At 47.1% G+C, this 20,934-nt stretch carries 21 protein-coding genes and 1 pseudogene; 17 read left to right on the top strand and 5 right to left on the bottom strand.

Features of this window, described 5'->3' with window-relative positions; all coding sequences use genetic code 11:
- Window positions 1–122: 122 nt before the first annotated feature.
- The 5 genes from AC0YN4_RS18285 to AC0YN4_RS18265 all read left to right on the top strand — a co-directional run bounded on the left by AC0YN4_RS18285 (window position 123) and on the right by AC0YN4_RS18265 (window position 4,446).
- Window positions 123–1,130, top strand: a complete 1,008-nt coding sequence (locus AC0YN4_RS18285; protein WP_475836395.1) for a stalk domain-containing protein — start codon at window positions 123–125, stop codon at window positions 1,128–1,130.
- A gap of 178 nt (window positions 1,131–1,308) precedes the next feature.
- Window positions 1,309–2,235: a phosphotransferase family protein gene (locus AC0YN4_RS18280; protein WP_475836394.1), complete on the top strand. Its 927-nt coding sequence runs from the start codon at window positions 1,309–1,311 to the stop codon at window positions 2,233–2,235.
- On the top strand, window positions 2,232–3,239 hold the full coding sequence (locus AC0YN4_RS18275; RefSeq protein ID WP_475784402.1) for a phosphotransferase: 1,008 nt from the start codon (window positions 2,232–2,234) through the stop codon (window positions 3,237–3,239). Before AC0YN4_RS18280 ends, AC0YN4_RS18275 begins: the two co-directional genes overlap by 4 nt.
- 28 nt (window positions 3,240–3,267) lie before the next feature.
- Window positions 3,268–3,825 carry an AAA family ATPase gene (locus AC0YN4_RS18270; protein WP_475784401.1) on the top strand — a complete coding sequence of 186 codons (558 nt, stop codon included), beginning with the start codon at window positions 3,268–3,270 and terminating at the stop codon, window positions 3,823–3,825.
- 48 nt (window positions 3,826–3,873) lie between these two features.
- Complete coding sequence (locus AC0YN4_RS18265; protein WP_475784400.1) at window positions 3,874–4,446, top strand: histidine phosphatase family protein; 573 nt, start codon at window positions 3,874–3,876, stop codon at window positions 4,444–4,446.
- A 58-nt stretch (window positions 4,447–4,504) separates the two neighbouring features.
- Here AC0YN4_RS18265 and AC0YN4_RS18260 read toward each other — a convergent pair whose 3' ends face one another.
- Window positions 4,505–6,067: a putative glycoside hydrolase gene (locus AC0YN4_RS18260; RefSeq protein WP_475836393.1), complete on the bottom strand. Its 1,563-nt coding sequence runs from the start codon at window positions 6,065–6,067 to the stop codon at window positions 4,505–4,507.
- A 97-nt stretch (window positions 6,068–6,164) separates the two neighbouring features.
- On the opposite strand from AC0YN4_RS18260, the gene AC0YN4_RS18255 reads away from it, so the two are divergent.
- From AC0YN4_RS18255 to AC0YN4_RS18230, 6 genes are all read left to right on the top strand, one after another.
- Window positions 6,165–6,572 carry a VOC family protein gene (locus AC0YN4_RS18255; protein WP_475836392.1) on the top strand — a complete coding sequence of 136 codons (408 nt, stop codon included), beginning with the start codon at window positions 6,165–6,167 and terminating at the stop codon, window positions 6,570–6,572.
- A 6-nt stretch (window positions 6,573–6,578) separates the two neighbouring features.
- Window positions 6,579–6,986, top strand: a complete 408-nt coding sequence (locus AC0YN4_RS18250; RefSeq protein ID WP_475784397.1) for a hypothetical protein — start codon at window positions 6,579–6,581, stop codon at window positions 6,984–6,986.
- Window positions 6,987–7,224: 238 nt separating this feature from the next.
- Window positions 7,225–8,289 (top strand): acyltransferase family protein, encoded by a 1,065-nt coding sequence (locus tag AC0YN4_RS18245; protein ID WP_475836391.1) that lies wholly within the window; start codon window positions 7,225–7,227, stop codon window positions 8,287–8,289.
- Between the two features lie 111 nt (window positions 8,290–8,400).
- Complete coding sequence (locus AC0YN4_RS18240; protein WP_475836390.1) at window positions 8,401–8,814, top strand: NUDIX hydrolase; 414 nt, start codon at window positions 8,401–8,403, stop codon at window positions 8,812–8,814.
- Between the two features lie 104 nt (window positions 8,815–8,918).
- Entirely contained in the window at window positions 8,919–10,037 is a 1,119-nt protein-coding gene (locus tag AC0YN4_RS18235; protein WP_475836389.1) for a hypothetical protein, read from the top strand.
- A 117-nt stretch (window positions 10,038–10,154) separates the two neighbouring features.
- Window positions 10,155–10,760, top strand: coding sequence for a pentapeptide repeat-containing protein (locus AC0YN4_RS18230; protein ID WP_475836388.1), 606 nt, complete (start codon window positions 10,155–10,157; stop codon window positions 10,758–10,760).
- A 73-nt stretch (window positions 10,761–10,833) separates the two neighbouring features.
- Here AC0YN4_RS18230 and AC0YN4_RS18225 read toward each other — a convergent pair whose 3' ends face one another.
- A complete protein-coding gene (locus AC0YN4_RS18225) occupies window positions 10,834–11,229 on the bottom strand; it encodes a hypothetical protein (RefSeq protein ID WP_475836387.1) in 396 nt (131 codons plus the stop codon).
- Window positions 11,230–11,388: 159 nt separating this feature from the next.
- Here AC0YN4_RS18225 and AC0YN4_RS18220 point away from each other — a divergent pair, with 159 nt between their 5' ends.
- From AC0YN4_RS18220 to AC0YN4_RS18205, 4 genes and pseudogenes are all read left to right on the top strand, one after another.
- Window positions 11,389–11,967: an LURP-one-related family protein gene (locus tag AC0YN4_RS18220; RefSeq protein ID WP_475784391.1), complete on the top strand. Its 579-nt coding sequence runs from the start codon at window positions 11,389–11,391 to the stop codon at window positions 11,965–11,967.
- 353 nt (window positions 11,968–12,320) lie between these two features.
- Window positions 12,321–12,489: pseudogene (locus AC0YN4_RS18215) on the top strand (Gfo/Idh/MocA family oxidoreductase); the annotation flags it as partial.
- 53 nt (window positions 12,490–12,542) lie between these two features.
- Window positions 12,543–13,562, top strand: coding sequence for a methyltransferase (locus AC0YN4_RS18210; RefSeq protein ID WP_475836386.1), 1,020 nt, complete (start codon window positions 12,543–12,545; stop codon window positions 13,560–13,562).
- Window positions 13,563–13,708: 146 nt separating this feature from the next.
- Window positions 13,709–14,956, top strand: coding sequence for an MFS transporter (locus AC0YN4_RS18205; RefSeq protein WP_475836385.1), 1,248 nt, complete (start codon window positions 13,709–13,711; stop codon window positions 14,954–14,956).
- Between the two features lie 315 nt (window positions 14,957–15,271).
- Here the strand turns inward: AC0YN4_RS18205 and AC0YN4_RS18200 are convergent, their stop codons facing one another.
- From AC0YN4_RS18200 to AC0YN4_RS18190, 3 genes are read right to left on the bottom strand one after another with little or no spacing between them, the layout of a single operon-like run.
- The gene (locus AC0YN4_RS18200; RefSeq protein WP_475836482.1) at window positions 15,272–16,357 is read right to left on the bottom strand and encodes a GerAB/ArcD/ProY family transporter; all 1,086 of its coding nucleotides are present in this window, start codon (window positions 16,355–16,357) and stop codon (window positions 15,272–15,274) included.
- Between the two features lie 26 nt (window positions 16,358–16,383).
- Entirely contained in the window at window positions 16,384–17,523 is a 1,140-nt protein-coding gene (locus tag AC0YN4_RS18195; RefSeq protein ID WP_475784388.1) for a Ger(x)C family spore germination protein, read from the bottom strand.
- A complete protein-coding gene (locus AC0YN4_RS18190; protein WP_475836384.1) occupies window positions 17,520–19,001 on the bottom strand; it encodes a spore germination protein in 1,482 nt (493 codons plus the stop codon). Before AC0YN4_RS18190 ends, AC0YN4_RS18195 begins: the two co-directional genes overlap by 4 nt.
- Before the next feature lie 333 nt (window positions 19,002–19,334).
- Here AC0YN4_RS18190 and AC0YN4_RS18185 point away from each other — a divergent pair, with 333 nt between their 5' ends.
- Entirely contained in the window at window positions 19,335–20,312 is a 978-nt protein-coding gene (locus AC0YN4_RS18185) for an aldo/keto reductase (protein WP_475784386.1), read from the top strand.
- A gap of 150 nt (window positions 20,313–20,462) precedes the next feature.
- Window positions 20,463–20,909, top strand: coding sequence for a hypothetical protein (locus AC0YN4_RS18180; protein ID WP_475836383.1), 447 nt, complete (start codon window positions 20,463–20,465; stop codon window positions 20,907–20,909).
- Window positions 20,910–20,934 lie beyond the last annotated feature (25 nt).

Raw genomic sequence — 20,934 nt, 5'->3', positions numbered from 1 at the left:
TTATTAAGATATGTTCATAATCCGGATCAGAACAATTCACCCTCTACTTGCGTCTAATAGTTACATCATAAGGAAAGGGTGTCATTAATTTGGGAAATAAACCCATTAAACGCGTGACGATCATGTCTCTTCTTGTACTCCTGACAGTGATTCATACTAATAGCGTGTTTGCGGCGGCGAATGAACAATCGCCAGCCTTGTTGCTCGATGGGAAACCTCTTGTATTGCCGGTTCAGCCGGTGATTGAGAACGGAGTCAGCTACGTTCCGTTACGTCCGATATTCGAAGCACAAGGTGCTAAAGTTAGCTGGGACGAGCCCAGGCATACGGTGACGGCTACTAAAGAAAGCAACCTTATAACCTACCAAATGGGCAATATGTTTGCTTATAAGAATAACGACAAGCTGGCGCTTCCCGTGCCCGGTAAAGTCATCAACGGCTCTTCGATGGTTCCGCTGCGGTTCATTAGCGAGCTGCTGGGCAATGTCGTCCAGTGGCATGCCTATTCTCAAACCATCACGATCTCGTCTGCGAATACGTTTGAAACAGAGATTACATACGGTGCAAATCTTAGGTCGCTGCCGAATTCAACCGATGAGGCGTCTGTGATCCGAATGCTTCCGAAGGGCCAGCGGATTCATGTCATTCGCGAAATCGATGCCAACTGGCTCGAGGTACAGACCGTAGACAAGACGATCGGATTTATTTCGGCTAAACCTAAGTACACGAACTACTCGAGCCCGAGCCTGACCATGATGCAAGCCGCTCAAATCATCGCATTTGGCTCAACCTACTTCGGCACGCATTATGAATTCGGCGCAGATCCGAACCAAACGAAAACCTTCGATTGCTCTTCTTTCGTCAAGCATGTGTTTAATCAGGTGCTTTCGGTCGATCTGCCTCGTCTCTCCTACGACCAAGCGAAGGAAGGGAAGGAAGTTAAAGTAGATGACTTGCGACAAGGGGACCTGATGTTCTTCAGCGCACGCGGTCTCGATATCGGACACGTAGGCATCTATGCCGGGGATGGCAAAATCCTTCACACTTATTCGGACAAGCTTGGCGTCCATATCGAGGAGTTTACTGGGCAATGGAAAACTCGATTCGTCACGGCAAGACGAGTATTTTGATAGGAACAACTCTATGAGGAAGACCAGAAACTAATTGTTTACATGGGAACGGCTGTAAGATAATCTAGTAATTATAAGCTGGAAGGTTTTGGAACTGGTTGAATAGGAGGCAGCGATCACTTTGATCAGCTGCCTCTCTTCACCTTATGGGCAAGTTATACGAGAGAGGAGTACCCCGATGCATGTAAATGAAGTTTTAGAGCATATTCCGCAATTGCAGAAAGCGACAGCTGTTTCACAGATTCATAAAGGCTTCTCCTATGATGGCAAATATCTCGTTTACGAAGACGGCGACAGTCCGGCTTATGTTCTGCGTACTGCGACTTTCAAACAGTCCGAATCCAAACGCCGCGAGTTTGAGGCAGTCGGTCTTATACATGGTCTCGGCGTGCGTACTTCTGAACCCATTGCATTCGGTACGATCGAAACGCTTGATCGATGTTATATGGTTTTGCGATATGTCGAGGGTTTGGATGCTCTTGAAGAGCTGCCACGGATGACGGTCGATCAACAGTATAAAGTAGGCGTCGAAGCCGGGCGAGAACTTCTTATGATGCACGAGGTGCAAGCGCCGGAAGATACGGAAACGTGGTCCACGCACAGGGCTGCGAAGCATAAACGTCATATGGATGAATACTTCCGCTGTGGGGTTAAGGTTCCTGAGGAAGAGGCTATTGTTGCCTTTGTCGAGAAGCATTTACCGCTGCTGGAAGGGCGTCCGAACAGGTTCCAGCACGACGACTTTCATCCTGCCAATCTGCTCGTCCATAATGGAGCGTATGTCGCGGCGATCGATTTCAATCGGTATGACTGGGGAGACCCGTATCATGACTTTTTGAAAATCGCTTACTTTAGCCGTGAGGTCAGCATTCCGTTCTCCATTGGGCAAATCGATGGGTATTTCGACGGGAAAGTTCCGGAGCATTTCTGGCAGCTATATGCGCTGTATACGGCAATGACGATATTTGGCACGATTACGTGGACGCTTAAGGTCGTTCCGGAGCATCTCGATTCGATGATGGACCGTATTCGTATCCTGCTGGACGATCATACCCATTTCGAAAGCGTCGTACCTAGTTGGTACAAGCAAGGTGAGCATAGATGAACATGATACTCGAGAAACTGTGCACGCTTTTGCAGCTAGGAGAGTTGGTCAGTCAGCCAGTACCTGTGGTAGGCGGGCTGTTACATCGCATGTATGCAATGGAAACAACCACAGGGAAATATGCCATTAAAGCACTAAACCCGCAAATCATGCTCCGACCTACCGCGATGTCCAATATGATTCATTCCGAAATGATTGCTGCGATCGCAGCCAATAACGTACCTGCTTTACCGGCCAAGCGATTTAACGGCAGTTCCGTGCAGCAAGTAGATGACCACTATTTTCTCGTATTCGATTGGGTAGAGGGACGAAGTCTGAAGCCGCCTGAAATAACGAGTGCTCACGCTGAACGGATAGGTGAGACTCTCGGCGTTCTCCATAAGATGGACTTCTCCTCGTTAGGTATCAAGGCGAATGGGAGCATCGGCGGTGTGCATGCGACGGATTGGAATTCCTATATAGAGTTAGGTGAAAGCAATCAGTCGGTGTGGGTAAGCTTGGCTAAGGGTGTCGTGGATCAGCTCTACGACTGGAACGCCAAGGCGAACCATGCGGCGCAGTTGCTGGCATCCAACATAGTGATCAGTCACGCGGATCTAGATTCCAAGAATGTGTTGTGGAACCAAGACTCACCTATTCTTATTGATTGGGAAGCCTCAGGAGCAATAAATCCCATGCAGAATTTAATTGAGACTGCTATTTATTGGTCAGCGGATGAAGCTGGTCATCTAGACCGCAGTAGATTTCAGGCATTCTTAAGCGGTTATAAGAAGACGGGCGAAACGTTTGAGGCGAATTGGAAAGTCGTGCTAGACAACGGTTTTGCAGGGATGTTGGGTTGGCTGGAATATAGCTTCAAACGGTCCCTATGGCTGGAGTGCACGGATGAACAAGAGCAGCAGATGGGGACGGAGCAAGTGATCGGAACGATTAACTCCTTAAGGCGATATGCGGAGCAACAAGCTGAGATTGAAGGTTGGTTGAACGAGGAGGAAGCGACGTGAATAACAACTTAGGCAGGAGTGAAACAACATGAAGCTGGTTCTAGTATTCGGGCCGATGGCAGTTGGCAAAATGACCGTTGGACAAGAGTTAGAGAAGATCACGGAGTTAAAGCTATTTCATAACCACATGACCATTGAATTACTCGTTCCGTTACTGGGATTTACGCCCGAGATGTGGGAGCTAACGAATCTATTTCGTCAGAAGATATTCGAAACCGTTGCCAAGAGTGACGCGTATGGGTTGATCTTCACGTATGTATGGGCTTTCGATCAGCAAGCGGATTGGGATTATGTGAAGAAGGTCAGCGAAACTTTTGAGCGAGAAGGCGGAGAAGTTTACTTGGTTGAACTTGAAGCTGATATGGAAGAGAGAATTGAGCGTAACAAGACACCCCATCGACTGGAGCACAAGCCTTCCAAACGAAATGTGGAACAATCGGAGCAAAGAATGAGAAGTGCAGTGGAACAGCATCGTTTGAACTCATTGGACGGAGAGATTGAGCACAAGAATTATATGAAAATCAACAACACAAACTTGAGTCCAGAGGAAGTCGCGGAGAGAATTAGATCTGAATTTAATTTATAGATAAAATAGAGATCGCGGTTTTTCATATTGACTAGGAAGGAGATAAACATGACAACCATCGGGCTTATCAGGCATGGCGTGACGGATTGGAACGAGCTTGGCAAGGCTCAGGGGATATCGGATATCCCTCTTAACGAAACCGGAATGATCCAAGCGAAGGCCATAGCCGACAGGCTATCGGGCGAAAGCTGGGACATCATCATCTCCAGCACACTAACCAGAGCGAAGCAAACCGCCGAGGCAGTACGCAGCTCGTTGGGGATCGACAGCTTACTAACGGAAGAACGAATAAGAGAGATTAATTGCGGTCAGATCGAGGGAACCACAGAAGAAGAACGGGTTGCAAAATGGGGCGTCAATTGGAGCTCACTAGATCTAGGCATCGAAGCGTTCGATGACGTGGCGAAGCGGGGAGCAGCGTTCATCGAAGAAGTTGCAGCTAAGCACCGGGATCAGAGGATATTAATCGTTAGCCACGGAGCGTTGATCGGGCTATCACTGCAGCGACTAATGCCACAGCGATTTGAATCTACATACATCGATAATACCTCCTTGACTATCATCGCTAATCACAATGATGAATGGGAGTGCACTCTCTTCAACTGCACGAAGCACCTCTAACGAACCGAGGGTCGTTTAAAGAATAACCCCGCTCGAATTCGAACGGGGCTTTTGCCAGCTAAGGGGTATAGTTAACGCCAGCGGTATATTTGTTACCGGCATTCCACAGGAGGTATTCATTAATGCCTGAGTCGTGTAGTGCTTGAATTTGCGCATCCACCTGCTCTTTGCCGTAATGGACGTAGCTTCCTTTTGCCAGCCAAGAGGCTGTAAAGTCTTGTATCCACGGCCGTGAGATCGGAGGGGATTCGAGCGCGCTAAGCTTCTCCTTCTCGCGTTTGGCATACTCTTGGACAAGTCGGTACGGCTCAATATCCGGATGCTTAATGCCGAAATACCCATCACTCCAGTGGCTCGGATAAATCATCGAGGAGATGACGTCGACATTCTCCGATATGCGGCTAAAGTTCTGCCCAATGCCGGGGGCTTCGGGCAGCGTGGCGGAATAGCCGAAGATATCGACCGACACTTTAACCCGATATGGCTTTAACTGCTCCTTCGCAAAATGAACAAAGTCCGTAATGGCATCGACGCGCAGCTGGGTAAAACGTGCCTTCTCGCTGAAGTCCGGCGATTTCGGCAATGTTTTCTTATAGTCGCTGAGCGCCTTGTGGGCGGCATCCAGCGCCTTCTTGTTCTCATCGGTTTTATCACCGTTATAAGTTGTAGTTGCCGTGTCATAAGCGCTCTGAAGGGGAGGAAGCCCCGCCTCATAAGCAGCCATCTCTTCTGCATAAGCTTTCTCTTCCTCAATGAATTTGGCTGGCTTCTTATCTTTGTACTCCCCCATAGAATAGGAAAGAACCTTATCTTTCTTCTCGAAGCCTTCAGGAAATCGAACGTAGTCGAATTGAATTTCCTGATATCCAAGCTTGGCAGCCAGAATAGCCACATCCACGTTATATTGCCAGTTTGATTTTAAGAATGGATTGATAAAACCATCACCGTTCCCATTCCGCCATACTTTGCCGTCCAGCACATAGGACAGCTCTGGATGTTTCTTAGCCAGGACAGTGTCCTTGAACGCTACAATACGTGCGATCGGATAGATATTGTGGTCATGCAGTGTTTTGACGATGGCATCCGGATCTCTCATATAGGCTTGCCCGTTCGCCTTCAATTCGCCTTCAGGCTTAAAGGTGATATAACCATCGTCGTCTTTGATATCGATAACCATAGCATTCAGATCGGTGTCATCTACGAGCTTCAGCAGAGATTCCATGCGCGCGCCGCCTGCTGACCACCCCGTAACATAGATGCCTCGTACGGCATCGGGATATTCAAAGACATACGGCGATTGAAAGGTCGGGGTCGGGTCTGGATCCGGATCCGGTGCAGGCGTCGTTGCTGGATCATCGGTAGGCGTTGTGGATGGATCTTCCGATGGACTGGTCGCCGGATCATTGGTACCCGTGGATGAGGGTTCATCATCAGGTTTGACAGTATCCGTATTGGTTGTGTTGTCAGAAGGACTTGTCGTAGGCTCATTGTTGGTGTTGGGCGTTGTGCTTGGTGCTGTGTTCGAACTCGGCTGATCCTTGTTGGTAGAGGAATCCGAGGTGCAGGCGGACGTAAACAGCAGCAGTGCGCACAACAAGCTTGCAGTAATGTGTTTTTTCACAGCATGTGCACTCCTTCGTATTCAAGTGGCGTCCTTAACTAAACTATATGGCCTTTGCTGAATGGCAATGCTTCGTTAACGGGAACTAATCAAATAAATGGAGGTAACAATCACAATGGGCGTAAAAGGACTTGTACTAGGCATTCCGGTCACACAATCGGGCAACTTCGACGACTACGAGAAGGCGATCGAGTGGTACGTGAACGTGCTGGGATTTGAGCTGGTTTGGAAATCGGGCATTGCTAAACTTAAGCTGGCATCCGGGTCAGAAATTCTACTTTATGGCGCAGAAGATGAAGAGAGCAGCATGTGGTACACAGGTAACATTAAACAGAATCCGCATTATTCGATTCAGTTTGAAACGAATAATATCGAAGGACTGCGAGCAGCTTTAATCCAAAGCGGGGTGTCGGCCGGGGCGATCTCCATCGGCGGCGTCGGCGATAAAGTCATGATGTTCAACGATCCTTACGGGAATCGTTTCTGGGCTATTGAGGAGCAATAATAAGAATTGAACTATCGTCAGGAGCTGGAAATGAAACATATAGGGACTCTTCTCGTTGTAGTTGTTGTATCAATGATGTTAGCTAGCTGCTCGACAGATCATAAATCACAAATTCTAGGGAGTTGGATATCCGATCAAGCTTCTCAACGAGCGGGTAGTGACGAAGAATTGTCTCACTTCAATCACTTGGAAGTTAAAGAAGGACAAATCACTTTAGGGAACTATGTAAATGAAATGAAGGACGGCAGCACGGTTAAAATAGTAAAAGAGTCAGATGCCACAATGAACTATGAATGGAAGTCAGACAACGAAATTTCAATAAACAATTCAATCTACGAAATCGAATTGAAGGATCATGAAATGATTTTAAAAAATGAGAATGTTGAGATTCACTATAATAAAGAGAAACAATAAGGCAGATGTGGAGCGGGTAGGAATCAACAAAGTGTATAACTTCTGAGGTTGTCCTAATGGGCAGCCTCTTTTGTTGGGCGTGAAGTTATCTGTTCACGATTCGGAGTCACTTATTTATTTAATTTTAACAAGACAATTCATAGTTTTCTATTTACATCACTCTTATTTATTGATACATTTCGTATACGGTAAACAGGAATAAATATGGAAAAGAGGCGAATTAGTGGGGAAGGTTAGCTTGAAAGAGGTATTTTTGATACGAACTGTCGCATGTCTGAGTATTGTTTTTCTACACAGCGTTGACGTCGCGGATGGCTGGTTCTTTGGTGGGTTAAGGTTGCTATTATCTTTCGGCACGCCTGCGTTTATCCTCATTTCCGAGATCGTATTAGCAAATGCATACCCCACTCATACGCCACATGGATTTTTGAGAAAAAGACTACGTTATATCGCAATACCGTATACCTGTTTTGTAATTATCTATTCGATTCAGAACACGTTTGCTTCAGGTGGGAAAGGGGATATCTCAGCTTTAGTAGCTAATTTGTTTAAAGGCTTCGTTCTTGGAGAAACATCAGCCTATTTCGTCGCTATTATTTTTCAATTCTATCTTCTACATATGTTTTTCGTCCGATATGTGTTTAATCGGTTCCGTCCACAATGGATTCTGATTATAGCCGGTGCGGTGAACATTCTCTATCTTGCTTTCTTTAACTTAATCAGCCCGCCTGATCATCCAACTGCGATCTATATTTGGGATACGTTCTACAGGATGCCTTTTATTGGCTGGATTTTCTATTTTGTAGTCGCTTATTATTTGGGTATCCATTATATGAGATGCCTAGATTGGTTGCGAAGGTATCAATATTATATTTACGCATTAGTCACGCTCACAGGTTTAGCTGCGATTTATCTTTTAGTGAGTGATATTATTCCTGTTATATCCTCTAAGCGCTTTGATATGATTTTTTTCACACTGAGCACAGTGTTCATGTTGCTAATTATTGCGGCTAGAATAAGAGTAATGCCATCCTTTATTGTGAGAATAAGCCAGTATTCATTTGGCATCTATTTGCTCCATCCGCTAGTGCTTTTTGTTGTTGATCATTTCTTAGATTTACCCAACAACATGATTGGCGCAATGATTCTATTTATTTTCGCTCTTGGAGGTTCAATGGGTACAGTGGCTGTTCTTAACCAATTTTCGTGGGGGAGCTATTTAATTGGGCGTATTGGAGTAGGCTTAGATCTAAAACGTCCAAACAATAGGATAACGAAAGAGAAAACACAGCCTGTAAACTAAAGAGAAATCAACAACTACTCGACAAAGATAAAAGGAAGACAGCCGGTATCCGGATGTCTTCCTTTTTTATACATTTGTTTGTGCCATAATATATGTGTAGAACCTATCTAGTTGGCTAGGTGTAAATCCGGCGGACCTGAGCGGATCGAACTTCCGGGCGGGAGAATCGAGCCGTACGAATCATTCTTACAAGCGCTTATTAGAGAAGTAAAAGAAGAGACTGGGTTGGATGTAGTGGAAATTGAAGGTGAACAGACAAGGATTGATACTGTGGGTATCGATCCGAGCTTTGAAGTGGAATGCATACAACCATTCGCGGTATACCAGACAGTTAAAGGCCCCTTTGATTCAGTTGGAGCGTACTTCCGCTGCAAAGTACAAGGGGAATTATTGCTATCCGGTGACGAAACCAAGAACCCAAGATGGATTGCAGTAGATCTATTGAGAGAACTAATGAAGGATGATCCTTTACAATTTTCTGATGTCGACCGAGCAGGGCTGCTATTTTACTTGAAATCCAGCTAGTGTGAAGCGATTCGTGCGGGAAAAGGCTGGACTTCTATTACGATGTAACCTTGCAGCGGTCATCATCGTCTAATATGGCAAAAGATGCTGCGAGGGGACCTATGATGAGTAATAGATACAACGGGGTTATCAGCTCCGTGCTGATACTGCTGCTGGTTATAAGCGGATGCGGGACGGCGACTTCGAAGCCCGGCGATTTAGTCAAAGGCTTAGCCAAAGGTGATTCATTTCAACCGCTGGAGAAGCGCGAATTGGCCGGCTGGCAAGGTGCCCTAGACGGGGACAGGGTGGTCACAAGAGACAAGAGTGGATTGACGGTAACTGACCTGGCCGCGAATAAACTTCTAGCCTCGATCTCGATTAAAGATGATGCTGGCTTCGATATTTCGGGTAACTTCGTGGTGTGGTCTGACCTGCGTAACGAGAAAACGCCTCTCGGAGATTTGGGCAGCTACGATGCTTCTAATGCCGATATCTTTCTCTATAATCTGTCCACAGGAGAGGAGCGCCAACTGACAAAGGACCCATCGGCGCAGATCAACCCGAAGATATGGGGGAACTACATCGTTTGGATGGATAATGCCAGCGACGCAATCAAAGAGTACCCGTCCCATTGGCAGCTTGTCTTGTACAATATGGAGACTGGTGAGCAGAAGACGATTACATCAGAGAGCGGCGGTCATACGAATCCAGATATTGATGCAGGAAACGTCGTTTGGGAGAACGGGCATCGTGTGACGAAACGGGTGCTACGAGCAGGAGAGAATGTGCCGGAGAACAACACGGACATTTATCTATATCGGATCGAAACCGGCGAAACCATTCCCATTGCAGCAGAAGACTACAAGGAAGGACGTCCCCAAGTATCGGGCAGCCTTGTAACTTGGGAGGTTTTTAACGATTCCTACGCAGGAGATGTTTTCGTCCATGACATAGGTACAGGAAAAACGACCCAAGTGACCTATTTGGATGCGGCTCAAAGGACCCCCGTCATTTATGGTCATTTTGTCGCCTGGATGGATGAACGAAACGGTTCCTCCACGCATGATGTAGGAGCTGAATCCCACAATTCGGACATTTACCTAGGAGATCTGGACAAGGACACCGAAACCGAAGTATCGGGAGAAGGGCCGCAGATTAATCCGCTCATTTCTGAGCATTGGATCGTGTATGGACGCTCATCGGATGCAGAGGCCGCGCTTACTGCTGTCCGATACAGATGAAGAAAAAATAATAGACTTGACTATTCAAGGGGAACTGACAGGTACTTGACTTCCGTATGCTATAGTAAAAAGGTGATTTTACGGTGAGAGACATTATGTAGTTTACGGAGGCACCTCATGTTCCAGTATAGTAATCAGCAATATGCAGGAGTGAAATTTGGCACACAGGATTTAAGGTATGGTGAGCTAATCAGTTGTACGTTTGATCGGTGCTCGTTTGCCAATGGATCATTGAATGAGATTATTTCCAGTAACTGCCGCTTTATAGAGTGTGATTTTCGCGGAGCTTCGTTAAATGGTTCCATTCATAATGAAACCGCATTTGAGAATTGCAGCTTTAACGGTGCTAACCTGTTTGTATCGAAATTCGAAGCATGCAAAATGACAGGTTCGGATTTCTCCGGCTCCAGTATGGATGGCATTTCTATTATTAAAGGTGACTGGTCCTATACGAATATGAGACACGCTTCATTAACAAGACAGGATTTGCGTGGGGTTAAATTCTATGAAGCAGACCTATCAGGAGCGAATTTAGAGAAGGCCGACTTGAGAGATTGTGATCTGACGATGGCGATTCTGGCCAAAGCGAAGCTGCAAGGTGCAGATGTAAGAGGGGCCAAGATGGAAGGCGTGGATTTCAAATCGCTCACCATTACCGGATTGAGAATGGATAGAGAGCAAACGGTATTGTTCTCCCTTGCTCATGGTGCCAAAGTAGGTTGAAGACAAGATGCATATTAAGGGACCGTGGCGAAGTGCTCCACGGTCCCTTTTTGAATTCATAATTACAACAGTCTTACTCTTTATCGATTTTGGTGATGGTGTCTTCCTTGTACTCAAACGTTACATTCGTGCCTTTTTCCCACTTGACTACCGTCTCTGCAATCTCACTGCTGACCTTATAGGAGACCGCACCGACACCGGTTTCAATTTCGATGGTCTTGTCGTCATTAACTCCGTTGAATACACCAGACATTGCAACAGGCGCTTCTTCCGTCGTAACCGTTTCGTTTGCTGATGAGCCATTGTTAGCGGCAGCTGAATCCGTTGACGCGGAGTTGTTACCAGCGGCTGCGGAATTCGTTGCCGAAGCGTTCTCACCGGAATTGTTGTTGCTGCACGCCGTTCCAATAATTGTGAGGGAGAGGGCGACAGCAAGGATAGGCAGGTATTTTGCGATTTTGTTTTTCATGATTTTCACCTCCGAAAGGGTTAAACGTCCGATCGGTAGGGAAGTTTCGATAAATGATTGTGAAGGTTATGTAAATCACGTCGAATTAACCATATACCGGAAAATACCATTTGCTGATACAATCAGTGAGAGCATGTACATCATATAGGGGGCGAGGACTTGAATCCGAAATTCAATCATCATCAATACGTAGTTAGAAAGCAGATCCTTTCTCTGGTCGGCGCTAAAATCGATATTTTCGACATCGATGAGAGACCGGTTCTGTTCTCGAAGATGAAAGCCTTTAAGCTCAAGGAAGACATCCGGTTGTATGGGGATGAAACGATGCAAGAAGAGTTGATCACCATTCAAGCGCGAAGCGTCATTGATTTTTCTTCAACCTTCGACGTAGTCGATGTCGAAACCGGAGTCAAGATCGGTTCTTTGCGACGTAAAGGGATGAAGTCGATCTTCAAGGATGAATGGGCGATATTGAGCCCGAGTGAGTCCGAGATTGGATTGATTAAGGAAGATAATGCGCTGCTTGCGCTTCTGCGAAGATTTCTGACGAATCTGATTCCTCAGCATTATAACGTAGAGGTGAACGGGACCAAGGTTGGGGTGTTCAAACAAAATTTCAATCCGTTTGTCCAGAAGTTAAACCTTGATTTCTCCGTGGATCACGAGGACAAGCTGGATCGCCGCTTGGGTCTGGCTGCTGCGGTGCTGCTTATCGCCGTCGAGGGCAATCAGGGATAGAAGCGTAAAATGATTACGCAAATTGGTCCAGTCGATATACCTGAAGAAAGATGGCAAGAAGTAATCAACCGAGCCAAAAAGCCGTCGCACTTGGAATGTATGCAAGTGGACACCGCACAACCCGTAGACGATTACATTGGTGATGTTCTGCTATATATGAATAAGTAATACGAAGAACGGCAACCGACATTGGCTGCCGTTTTCTCATCTAACGAGCTGAATAGTGGCATCAAATACACTGCAGAGGGAATTTTTTCTTATATTTTACAATAATATAAATTGTTTGGGAGAGGAGTATTCATTTGGAGCAGAAACTGCTTTGGGGCGTCATTAGTGCCGCTTTCTTTACTCAGATCGTAGTACCGGCCATTCAAGCTTCATCAACAGGGAGCGTAATTGCCATTTCACCGAATCGATGCGGTATACATACCGCTTCCGAATCACTTGCACAAAGAATAGACGATCCGCGCCGCCAAGGCAGGAAAGCATGTGCTTTGCGAGAAGCCGCTGGCTCTGAGCGCGAAATGGTTTAAGCCTACAGCAATACTAATGAGACGGAGCGGAGACGTGATCGAGTGGAAAATGAACAAGTCGAGCAAGTGATATCCCCTGTATCGCTGCTGCAAATGATTTTTGGCGGATTAGAGCAATCCATAGGGGTTATAGCAAAGTTAGCCATCCCGGACATACTGAAAGACGGTCCTAAAAGCCACGAGCAGCTTGCCATAATAACAAACACGCACGCTCCGTCACTGTATCGACTGATGCGGATGCTTACCAGCATTGGCATATTCGCTGAACTGGAAAATAAAACATTTGCCATTCGTCCACTCGGTACTTTCCTGCAATCGGATACATTCGGTTCCGTACGGGCACAAGCCATAATGAGTGGGGAAAGCTGGTACAGGAATGCATGGAATAGCCTTCTATATTCTGTGCAGACTGGAAATTCCGCTTTTACAGACTTTTATGGCCAAGGTTTCTTCGAATACCTGGATGATCATCCGGAAGCAGCAGAAGTTTTTCATAATGCGATGTCGGAGCATTCGCAAATCGTATTTCCTGCATTGGAGTTTTATGACTTTTCCGAGATTAATCGGTTGGTCGATGTAGGCGGCGGGCATGGCGGAATGATGAGAGCGATCCTTGAGCAGTATCCTCATATGCAAGGTACGGTTCTTGACCTTCCGGCTGTAATTGAAGCAACGAGAGAAAATATTCGGTCTGCCGGTCTTGAACAACGCTGCGATTGCGTGGGCGGGAACTTCTTCGAATCCATACCTCCAGGCGGAGATGCGTATTTTCTGAATCATATCATTCACGATTGGAGCGACAACGAGGCTGCCACGATTCTTCGCCATTGCCGTCAGCAGATGCATGAAAATGGAAAACTAATCATATTGGATGCTGTTATTCTACCAGGTGACGCACCACATCCGGCCAAATTCTTGGATTTGGAGATGCTCGTTCAAGTTCATGGTATAGAACGGACGGAACTAGAGTTCCAAGAACTGTTTAAGCAGTCCGGATTCAAGCTTTCGCGGATTATAGCTACACCGACACCGGTTTCTATCATTGAAGGGATCCCTATTTAGGGAAAGGTGTGAATTGTATGGTTGCCGGCAATCGGGATATCGTGGATTTCATCCCCGTAAGGTTGGAGGCTGACAACAGGATTCATGAAGTGAAAGCTTGAGAAATCAGGCTTTTATTTTTTGTCCAACGATGGGAGGGTGATAACATGAGTTCCGACTCAAATCCGAAACAGCTTCTAAGCAATCGGTTCGTACAGGTGATCCTGTTATCCGGAATGTTCCTGCAGCTCGGCATTTGGGTTCGGAATTTCTCTATATTGCTTTACGTATACGATCAAACCAAGGATGCTTTCGCGATTTCGCTAATTTCGGTTGCTGAATATGTACCGATTATCCTGCTTTCGTATCTAGGCGGCATGTTTGCCGACAGATGGCGCCCAAAGCGTACGATGGTGTGGTGCGATTTTCTAAGCGCGCTTTCGATTTTTGCCGTTTTGCTGACCATTATGTTCGGCAACTGGAAAGGGATCTTCTTCGCAACGCTTGTGTCGTCGATTTTCTCCCAGTTTTCACAGCCTTCCGGTATGAAGCTATTCAAGCTGCACGTGCCTGAAGCACTGATGCAGGCGGGGATGGCGATGTACGAAACGCTGTTCTACATGTTTATGATCCTGGGCCCGATGATCGGTACGTTTGTTTATGTAAGCTTCGGAATCCATGTCTCGCTGGCCGTTACAGGCGCTGTTTTCATTATGTCGGCATTGGTTCTGTTAAATTTGCCACCGGATCAAAGCGTCGTGAAAGAAACGCAAACCTCCGTAAGGACCGATATCAAACAAGGCTTTAAGTACGTGCTCTCTACAAAAATCCTGGCTACGCTCGGCGGAACCTATATTGCTGGAGGACTCGCGATCGGGATCATCGAACCGCTTTGGATCTTTCTGATCACGGAACAACTAGGGCTTAAAGAGACGCACCTGCAATGGTTCTTACTAGTTGAGGGAGCAGCGCTGTTGATTGGCAGTGGCGTTACGATAGGCATCGCGAATAAGGTTTCGCCGCAAATGCTGTTTCTCATAGGCAATGCGGGGGCTGCCGTTACTCTTGTTGTTTTGGGTTTTTCCGAATGGATTTGGCTTTCGTTTCTTATGAAGTTTTTGCTCGGACTCATTTTGCCCTGCAATCATATCAGTACGAACACCATGATCATGCAAAACACGGAACAAGCATTCGTGGGGCGGGTAACCGGGATTTTGAATTTTATATTTTGCAGCGCTATGGTCGTCATGATGAGCTTGGCGGGTCTTATTAAAGAACTGACATCGCTGTCTGTCGCCTTTTTAATTTCCGGGTGTCTTTTTGTTATTGGCATCTTCATTATTCTTCCGATCTTGCGGTTGCCTGCAAAATCGGCGGCGCCGGATCCGTTAACAGTAACATCGACAGAGGAATGAAGTCGATAAGTGTTGATTTCATACGCGACCTCCGACGTACTTGACTGGAAATATATCCGGATTACGCCTTATCAGCACATTACAGATAAAACGAAGAACGTCTTGCTCCCGACATCGTTGATTGTCATCGGCGTTATTCTCTTATTCTTATTGATTGCGTACCTCATCGCGAACAATCTGTTCGGCGCTTTCCGGAACTATATTTCCGAGCTGGAGAAGCGATTCGCCTCAGAAACCGTAGGAGCGTTATTCTGGTTCCAAGAAAAGAAATGGCAGCGCATTAGTGTCACCATTCGCCCGCTGATGTTTCGCGCTTCAGGTCTGCACCGTTTTCTTACGGAACGCCGAAACGAGCAGAAGCAGAAGAGGGATCCCTATCGAACAAATTGGGAATGCAATTGTTTGCCAATACAGATTCACGGACTTCAAGATCGCCTCGTTCGGGATTAACAGCGCCATAATAAACATCGCCGGAGCTCCGAACCAAATGAATGTCCGCCAATTCTTCACACGGAACCAGCGAGCCGCCTCATAGCTTGTGATGAACAAATATAACGAGATCCGGGCGAACAGACCGAAGACCCAGATGAAGATGACGAAGATATCCATGTTTTGTATGAAATCGAGAAGATTGATGGAGCGTACGAGCATAAAGTACGGAAATCGCATCCTAGCGGATACATCCGGCCCGAAGACGAGCAGGACCAAAGTCGTTGCAAGGCAAGCCAGTATAGCAGTCATGCCAACGGCAATCAGCGACTTCGAATAGGCTTGTCGCGGGTGCTCCAGAAAAGGAAGGATGCTGAAGAAGATCAAGGATTCCCCCAGAAAAGAAGCCGTTTGAATCGAATGTTTCATAAGGGGGAGCACTCCGAAATCAGTGATGATCGGCAGGATATAATGCCACTTAATATCGACGATATTCAGACTAAAGCCCACAATCAGTGTAAGCACCATAATAGGTCCGGCGATTTCGCAAAATCTTCCGATGCCCATAATGCCAACGGAGTACGTGATGTAGGTCATTAATACGGTCATGAGCAGCATAATCAGCCAAACCGGCGTTTTGTCGAGCATGATGAGATGGATAAAATCGCCAAACAAGCGAAGCGCGGCCGCATTCAGCCCAAACCACACGGCGAAATAAGGTAGTACGATTGCCCTTCCCAGCCATTTCCCGAGAATGGCCTGACTAAACTCGACCAGTGTTTGCCGGGGATGCAGCATGCACAATCGGACGACGATCGCAGTTAATCCCATCGCCACAACGCCGCCGGTTAGCATGGCTATCCATGCATCCTGTTTGTTTAGATTGATCGTAGGCGTAATCATTCCCCAGATGAATAGCACGACTTCGACCGTCGCGAAGATCCACATGATCTGCACGCCTGACAATTTCATCTCTCTCACGTGCATCCCTCCTGACATTAGCGGTATATTGAAGAATTGGTTTCACCCAGATCCTTGCATTTTAGATTAACGCGCACCGACACCTCGATCCTCGGAAATATCTCGTTCCATTTCGGTCGCAGCGATTTCCACTGTGCGGGATGCTGATGATGAACGATTTCGCCAAACCCGAAGAAATCGAGTTTGATTTGCTTTTGCGCTTTGTCGACGATCTGCTCAACCTTCTTTTGGGTTTGTGCATTTATGGACTTCTGTATCAGCATGAGATGGCTTTCCATGGACGGATCCAAATTCGTATTATTTTCAACGAGAACGCCGGCTCCAGACAATAGAATATCGACTTTTACGCGATTTCCTTGCACGCTCGTGTGAATCCGCCGATTCAGGGATCTTAGCTTTAAACTGAAGGTTCCTTCGTATCCGGACACCGTGAAGGTCATGAAGTAATTGTTGATTCTCCTTCTGACCCAATTGGTATAGAAGGATTCCTCTGGATTTAAATATCCCGCCAGTTTGAGATCGTTGTCCTTGTCCAAAATCGCGAATCCGGAATATACATAGTGCTTCCTCCGATTCATCGTGAGCGCCGGCAGCAGAGGCTGAGTGCCTTGACCCAAGGCATCGTACATAAAGGCAGCGAAATAGAAGTTTCTGAGCCCTAGCGTGGCTTGCTCGTCATAGAGCGTTGACGTGATATAGGGATCGAACATAGAGTTGATTTCGAAGACATCCTTCGCTTGCGTACCTTTTACGACGAATATTTTGGATCTGGCTTCTGACTGGGGGTTGCGGAAAAATTCGTCGACTAAATCAGCTATACCATGCTTGGCCAACTTCTCGCCGATAAGAACGATTTCACGATGGCCTATAAACAAGGTTCGCGATAATTGAGCCTGCAGCTTCTGCGCCGCATCCGTGTTGTTTTTGCCCATAGCGCTCAATACCCGGAAGCTTTTCCGAGTGCTGTTTCCCTCTTGTACGCCTATACCCGATGGTATCGCAATTAGTGTGCTGAGCATGTATTTGCCATCCTTGTTCATGTCCATCCCCGTGCCCATAACGAAGGCCCGTTGATCGGGCTCCTCGAGATTCCAACAACCGGTCGTGATTAGCGCCATGAAGAGCATTACGAAACCAATTTGGGCTGCCTTGATCATGGGTGGTCCGCCTCGGAAGCGGGTTCTGCTTTTCGGGTCAGCTTTTGCGGCCAACGCAGCAACACGTCCTTTAGCCTTCCCTTGTTGAGAGGCGCAACCGGCGCCAGATATGGCGTACCGAACGGCTGTAAATGAATCAAATGAATGAGAATGGCGATAATCCCAATCGCGATTCCGAACAGCCCGAACAAGCCCGCAAGTATCAGCATCGGGAAGCGGAGGAGCCGCATGGGAAAGCTGAAGCTGTATCTTGGAATGACGAACGATGAGATGCCGGCAGCAGGTACGATAATGACAATCGGCGCAGATATAATGCCTGCCCGAACGGCTGCTTCTCCAATAACCAAAGCGCCGACGATGCTGACGAGAGGACCGATCTGCCGAGGGAGTCGGATTCCGGCCTCTCGCAGCGCTTCGAATACGAATTCCATCATGAAGACCTCGATCACTGTCGGAAAAGGTGCTTTCTCCCGCAAGGCGGCGATGCTAAGCATGAGTTTGGCAGGAACCATCTCCGGATTGAAATCGGTCAGTGCGATATAGATGGATGGCAGGAAAACGGAGACAAGGACAAACATATAGCGAATCCATCGGTTTAGTGTGACGAACAGGAAACGCTCGAAATAATCGTCCGGTGCCTGTAAGCCAGCCCAGAAAGTCATGGGCACTACAAGCGCGATCGGCGTTCCGTTCGACAAGATCGCCACTTTGCCTTCGAGCAGCCCGGCGGCAACGACATCGGGTCGTTCGCTGCTCAATATTTGCGGGAAAGGCGAGAAGTGTGTATCCTCAATGGATTCTTCGATATAGCCCGATTCCAGAATGCCGTCAATGCGGATGCGCTCGACCCTTTTGCGGACTTCATTCAGAACGGAACTGTCAACGACGCCTTCGATATAGGTGATGACGACTTCAGTTTTCGTATACTTTCCAAGCGTTAACTGCTCCATTTTCAAGTCAGGCGTGGCGAAAATGCGGCGCAACATCGTGGTATTGGTGGTCAACAGCTCCGTGAAGCTTTCTCTGGAGCCGCGAAGAGTCGCCTCCTCGGAGGGTTCGCCGATTGTGCGAGATTCGAAATTGGACACGTCGGCTACAATAGCCGACGCTTCGCCTTCTACCAGGATCGCCACATGTCCCCGCAAGACGCATTCCGCGATTTGGCTGGCATTCGAAATCGTCATGACGTGCAATAAAGAGAACCGCGATTGTTCGAGCATTTGGGAGATGCTGATAACGGAATCCAGCCCTTGCGGCAGCCCGTCGTAGAAGAGCGGCTTTAATATATTCATATTGAGTTCTTCCGTATTAACCATGCCAGACGCATAAATCAAGAGCAGTCGCACCTTGCCATCAGCTGCAATTTCTCGAAACGAGACGTCCGAGCAGTTCAGAAAGATGCGTTTAAACAGCTGTTCGTTTTCCTGAATATCGCGATACAAGTCTGCTTGCGCATTTCCTGTGGGTGATATTTTCACGGTCGAACTTCCCCCTCTATTACTGAACGATGCAGATCGGATTAGATGGCTAATTTGCATATTTTATCCAGAAGCAGGAAATCCATACGGAATTGTCGCAGTAAAGCCCCGTTCGAATACGAACGGGGCTTTGTTGGGTGGAAACTTTTTGTGTGCATTTACTTGGAAAAATATCTAGCAATCTAGCAGATATGAGTTCAATTCATCGTTTCGCGTGTAGTTACTTTAAGGGAAGTAGCTGAAAATAATGTGCGTACTTCCAAGCGGTCTGCAACTTGTATATAGTTTCATATGAGGTTCAAACCGATCCTATTGATGAATGGAGTAGATATAGTGGAATATCGTGTTCTTGGTCGTTCCGGTTTACGGGTTAGCGAAGTAAGCTTAGGTTGCTGGGCAATCGGCGGACCTTCGTGGCGTGACGGTGAGGCAGTAGGTTGGTCAGGTAATGATGATAACGAGTCCATTGCCGGCTTGAACCGTGCTTTCGAGCTGGGGATCAATCATTTTGATACCGCAGATGTCTATGGAGACGGCCACTCGGAGCGCGTTCTCGGACGTTTTCTAAAAGAAGTCCCGCGTGATCAAGTCGTCATTGCGACCAAAGTAGGCTGGTTCCGCGGAACAGCGCCAAATGCGATGCAGCCTATCCACATTCGTCATCAGCTGGAGCAGTCGCTTATGAATTTAGGTACGGATTATCTCGATCTTCATTTCTTCCATAATACGAATTTCGGACCGAATGACCTTTATCTGGAAGAAGCTGCAGATACGATGCGACAATTGCAAAAGGAAGGCAAAGTGCGCGTAATCGGGCAATCCGGTTACGGCTACAGCGACTTCATGCGCGTCTGCCCGGTTACGCGTCCGGACGTGCTGCAATTCCACTATAATGCTTTCGGCAATCAATTCGATAAACCGGATACAAATCTGTTCCAATGGGCAGATGAGCAAAATATCGGGATGGTCTTGTTCGGGCCACTGGCACAGGGACTGCTTCTCGATAAATTCGATCCGGAGAACCCGCCGCAATTCGGCGAAGGCGATATTCGGGCGTCCAACTCCTCCTATACCAAGGAGCGCCTGCTGGAGATCCGTGAGCGTCTTCAACCGATCAAAGAACGGTTCGGCATGGAGGTTCAAGATTTGGTGCGGGTAGCGATTCAGTTTGCGCTTGCTCAATCTCCGAACACTTGCGTCATCCCGGGCTTTAAGAATGCGAAGCAAGTAGAGTCCAACGCACAAGGTGCCGGCAACCCGTTGAATGCGGAAGAAGTAGCCTTCATTCGCAGTGTAATTCAAGGCGCTTAAGCGAGGCATGCTTAATCATAGCGGTAGAAGCCAACCCGCCATATTTTGGCGGGTTTTTCTGTAACCTTTTGGCCTAATCTGCGTCTCAGGATATGAAGACGACTTGCGTAGTGTGGAGGAAGAGGAATGAGGCGAAGGCTGTTCTTGCTTGTGGATGCTTTATTGCTAGCTTTGATACTGACGGGGTGTTCATCCGGCTCACAATTACCTGACGAACCTGTAAGGCCGACGATTACCGTAAAAGGGGTTAGTATTGATTATATAGCAGCTCATTATTGTTGGTTTGGTTCGCGAACAGACGGGGTTTGTGCAGATCCTCCGGAGCCGGGTACATACAACAAGATGATCAAAGATAAAGCAATCAAGGCTATTCGCGGAGATGTGATCTCTGTTAAGTTTCCGATTAATCCAGATGAGTTTACATTAACTTTGTACACAGACGATGGCCAACAAGTATGGATAGGTAAGCCAAATCAATTCCGTTTTGACCTACCTATGGAGCCGGGGTATTATAGATACCGACTGTCGGCTGTATGGGCGGAGAGGAATACGGCTGATTATGATTTTGGCATACAAACGAACGACAAATTTAAATGAACCGACTACGAGAGGAAGCTAGAAC

This window comes from Paenibacillus sp. J22R3 (assembly GCF_056269305.1).
The sequence above is the reverse complement of the archived record's forward strand: the minus strand, read 5'-3'. Positions and strand labels throughout refer to the sequence as shown.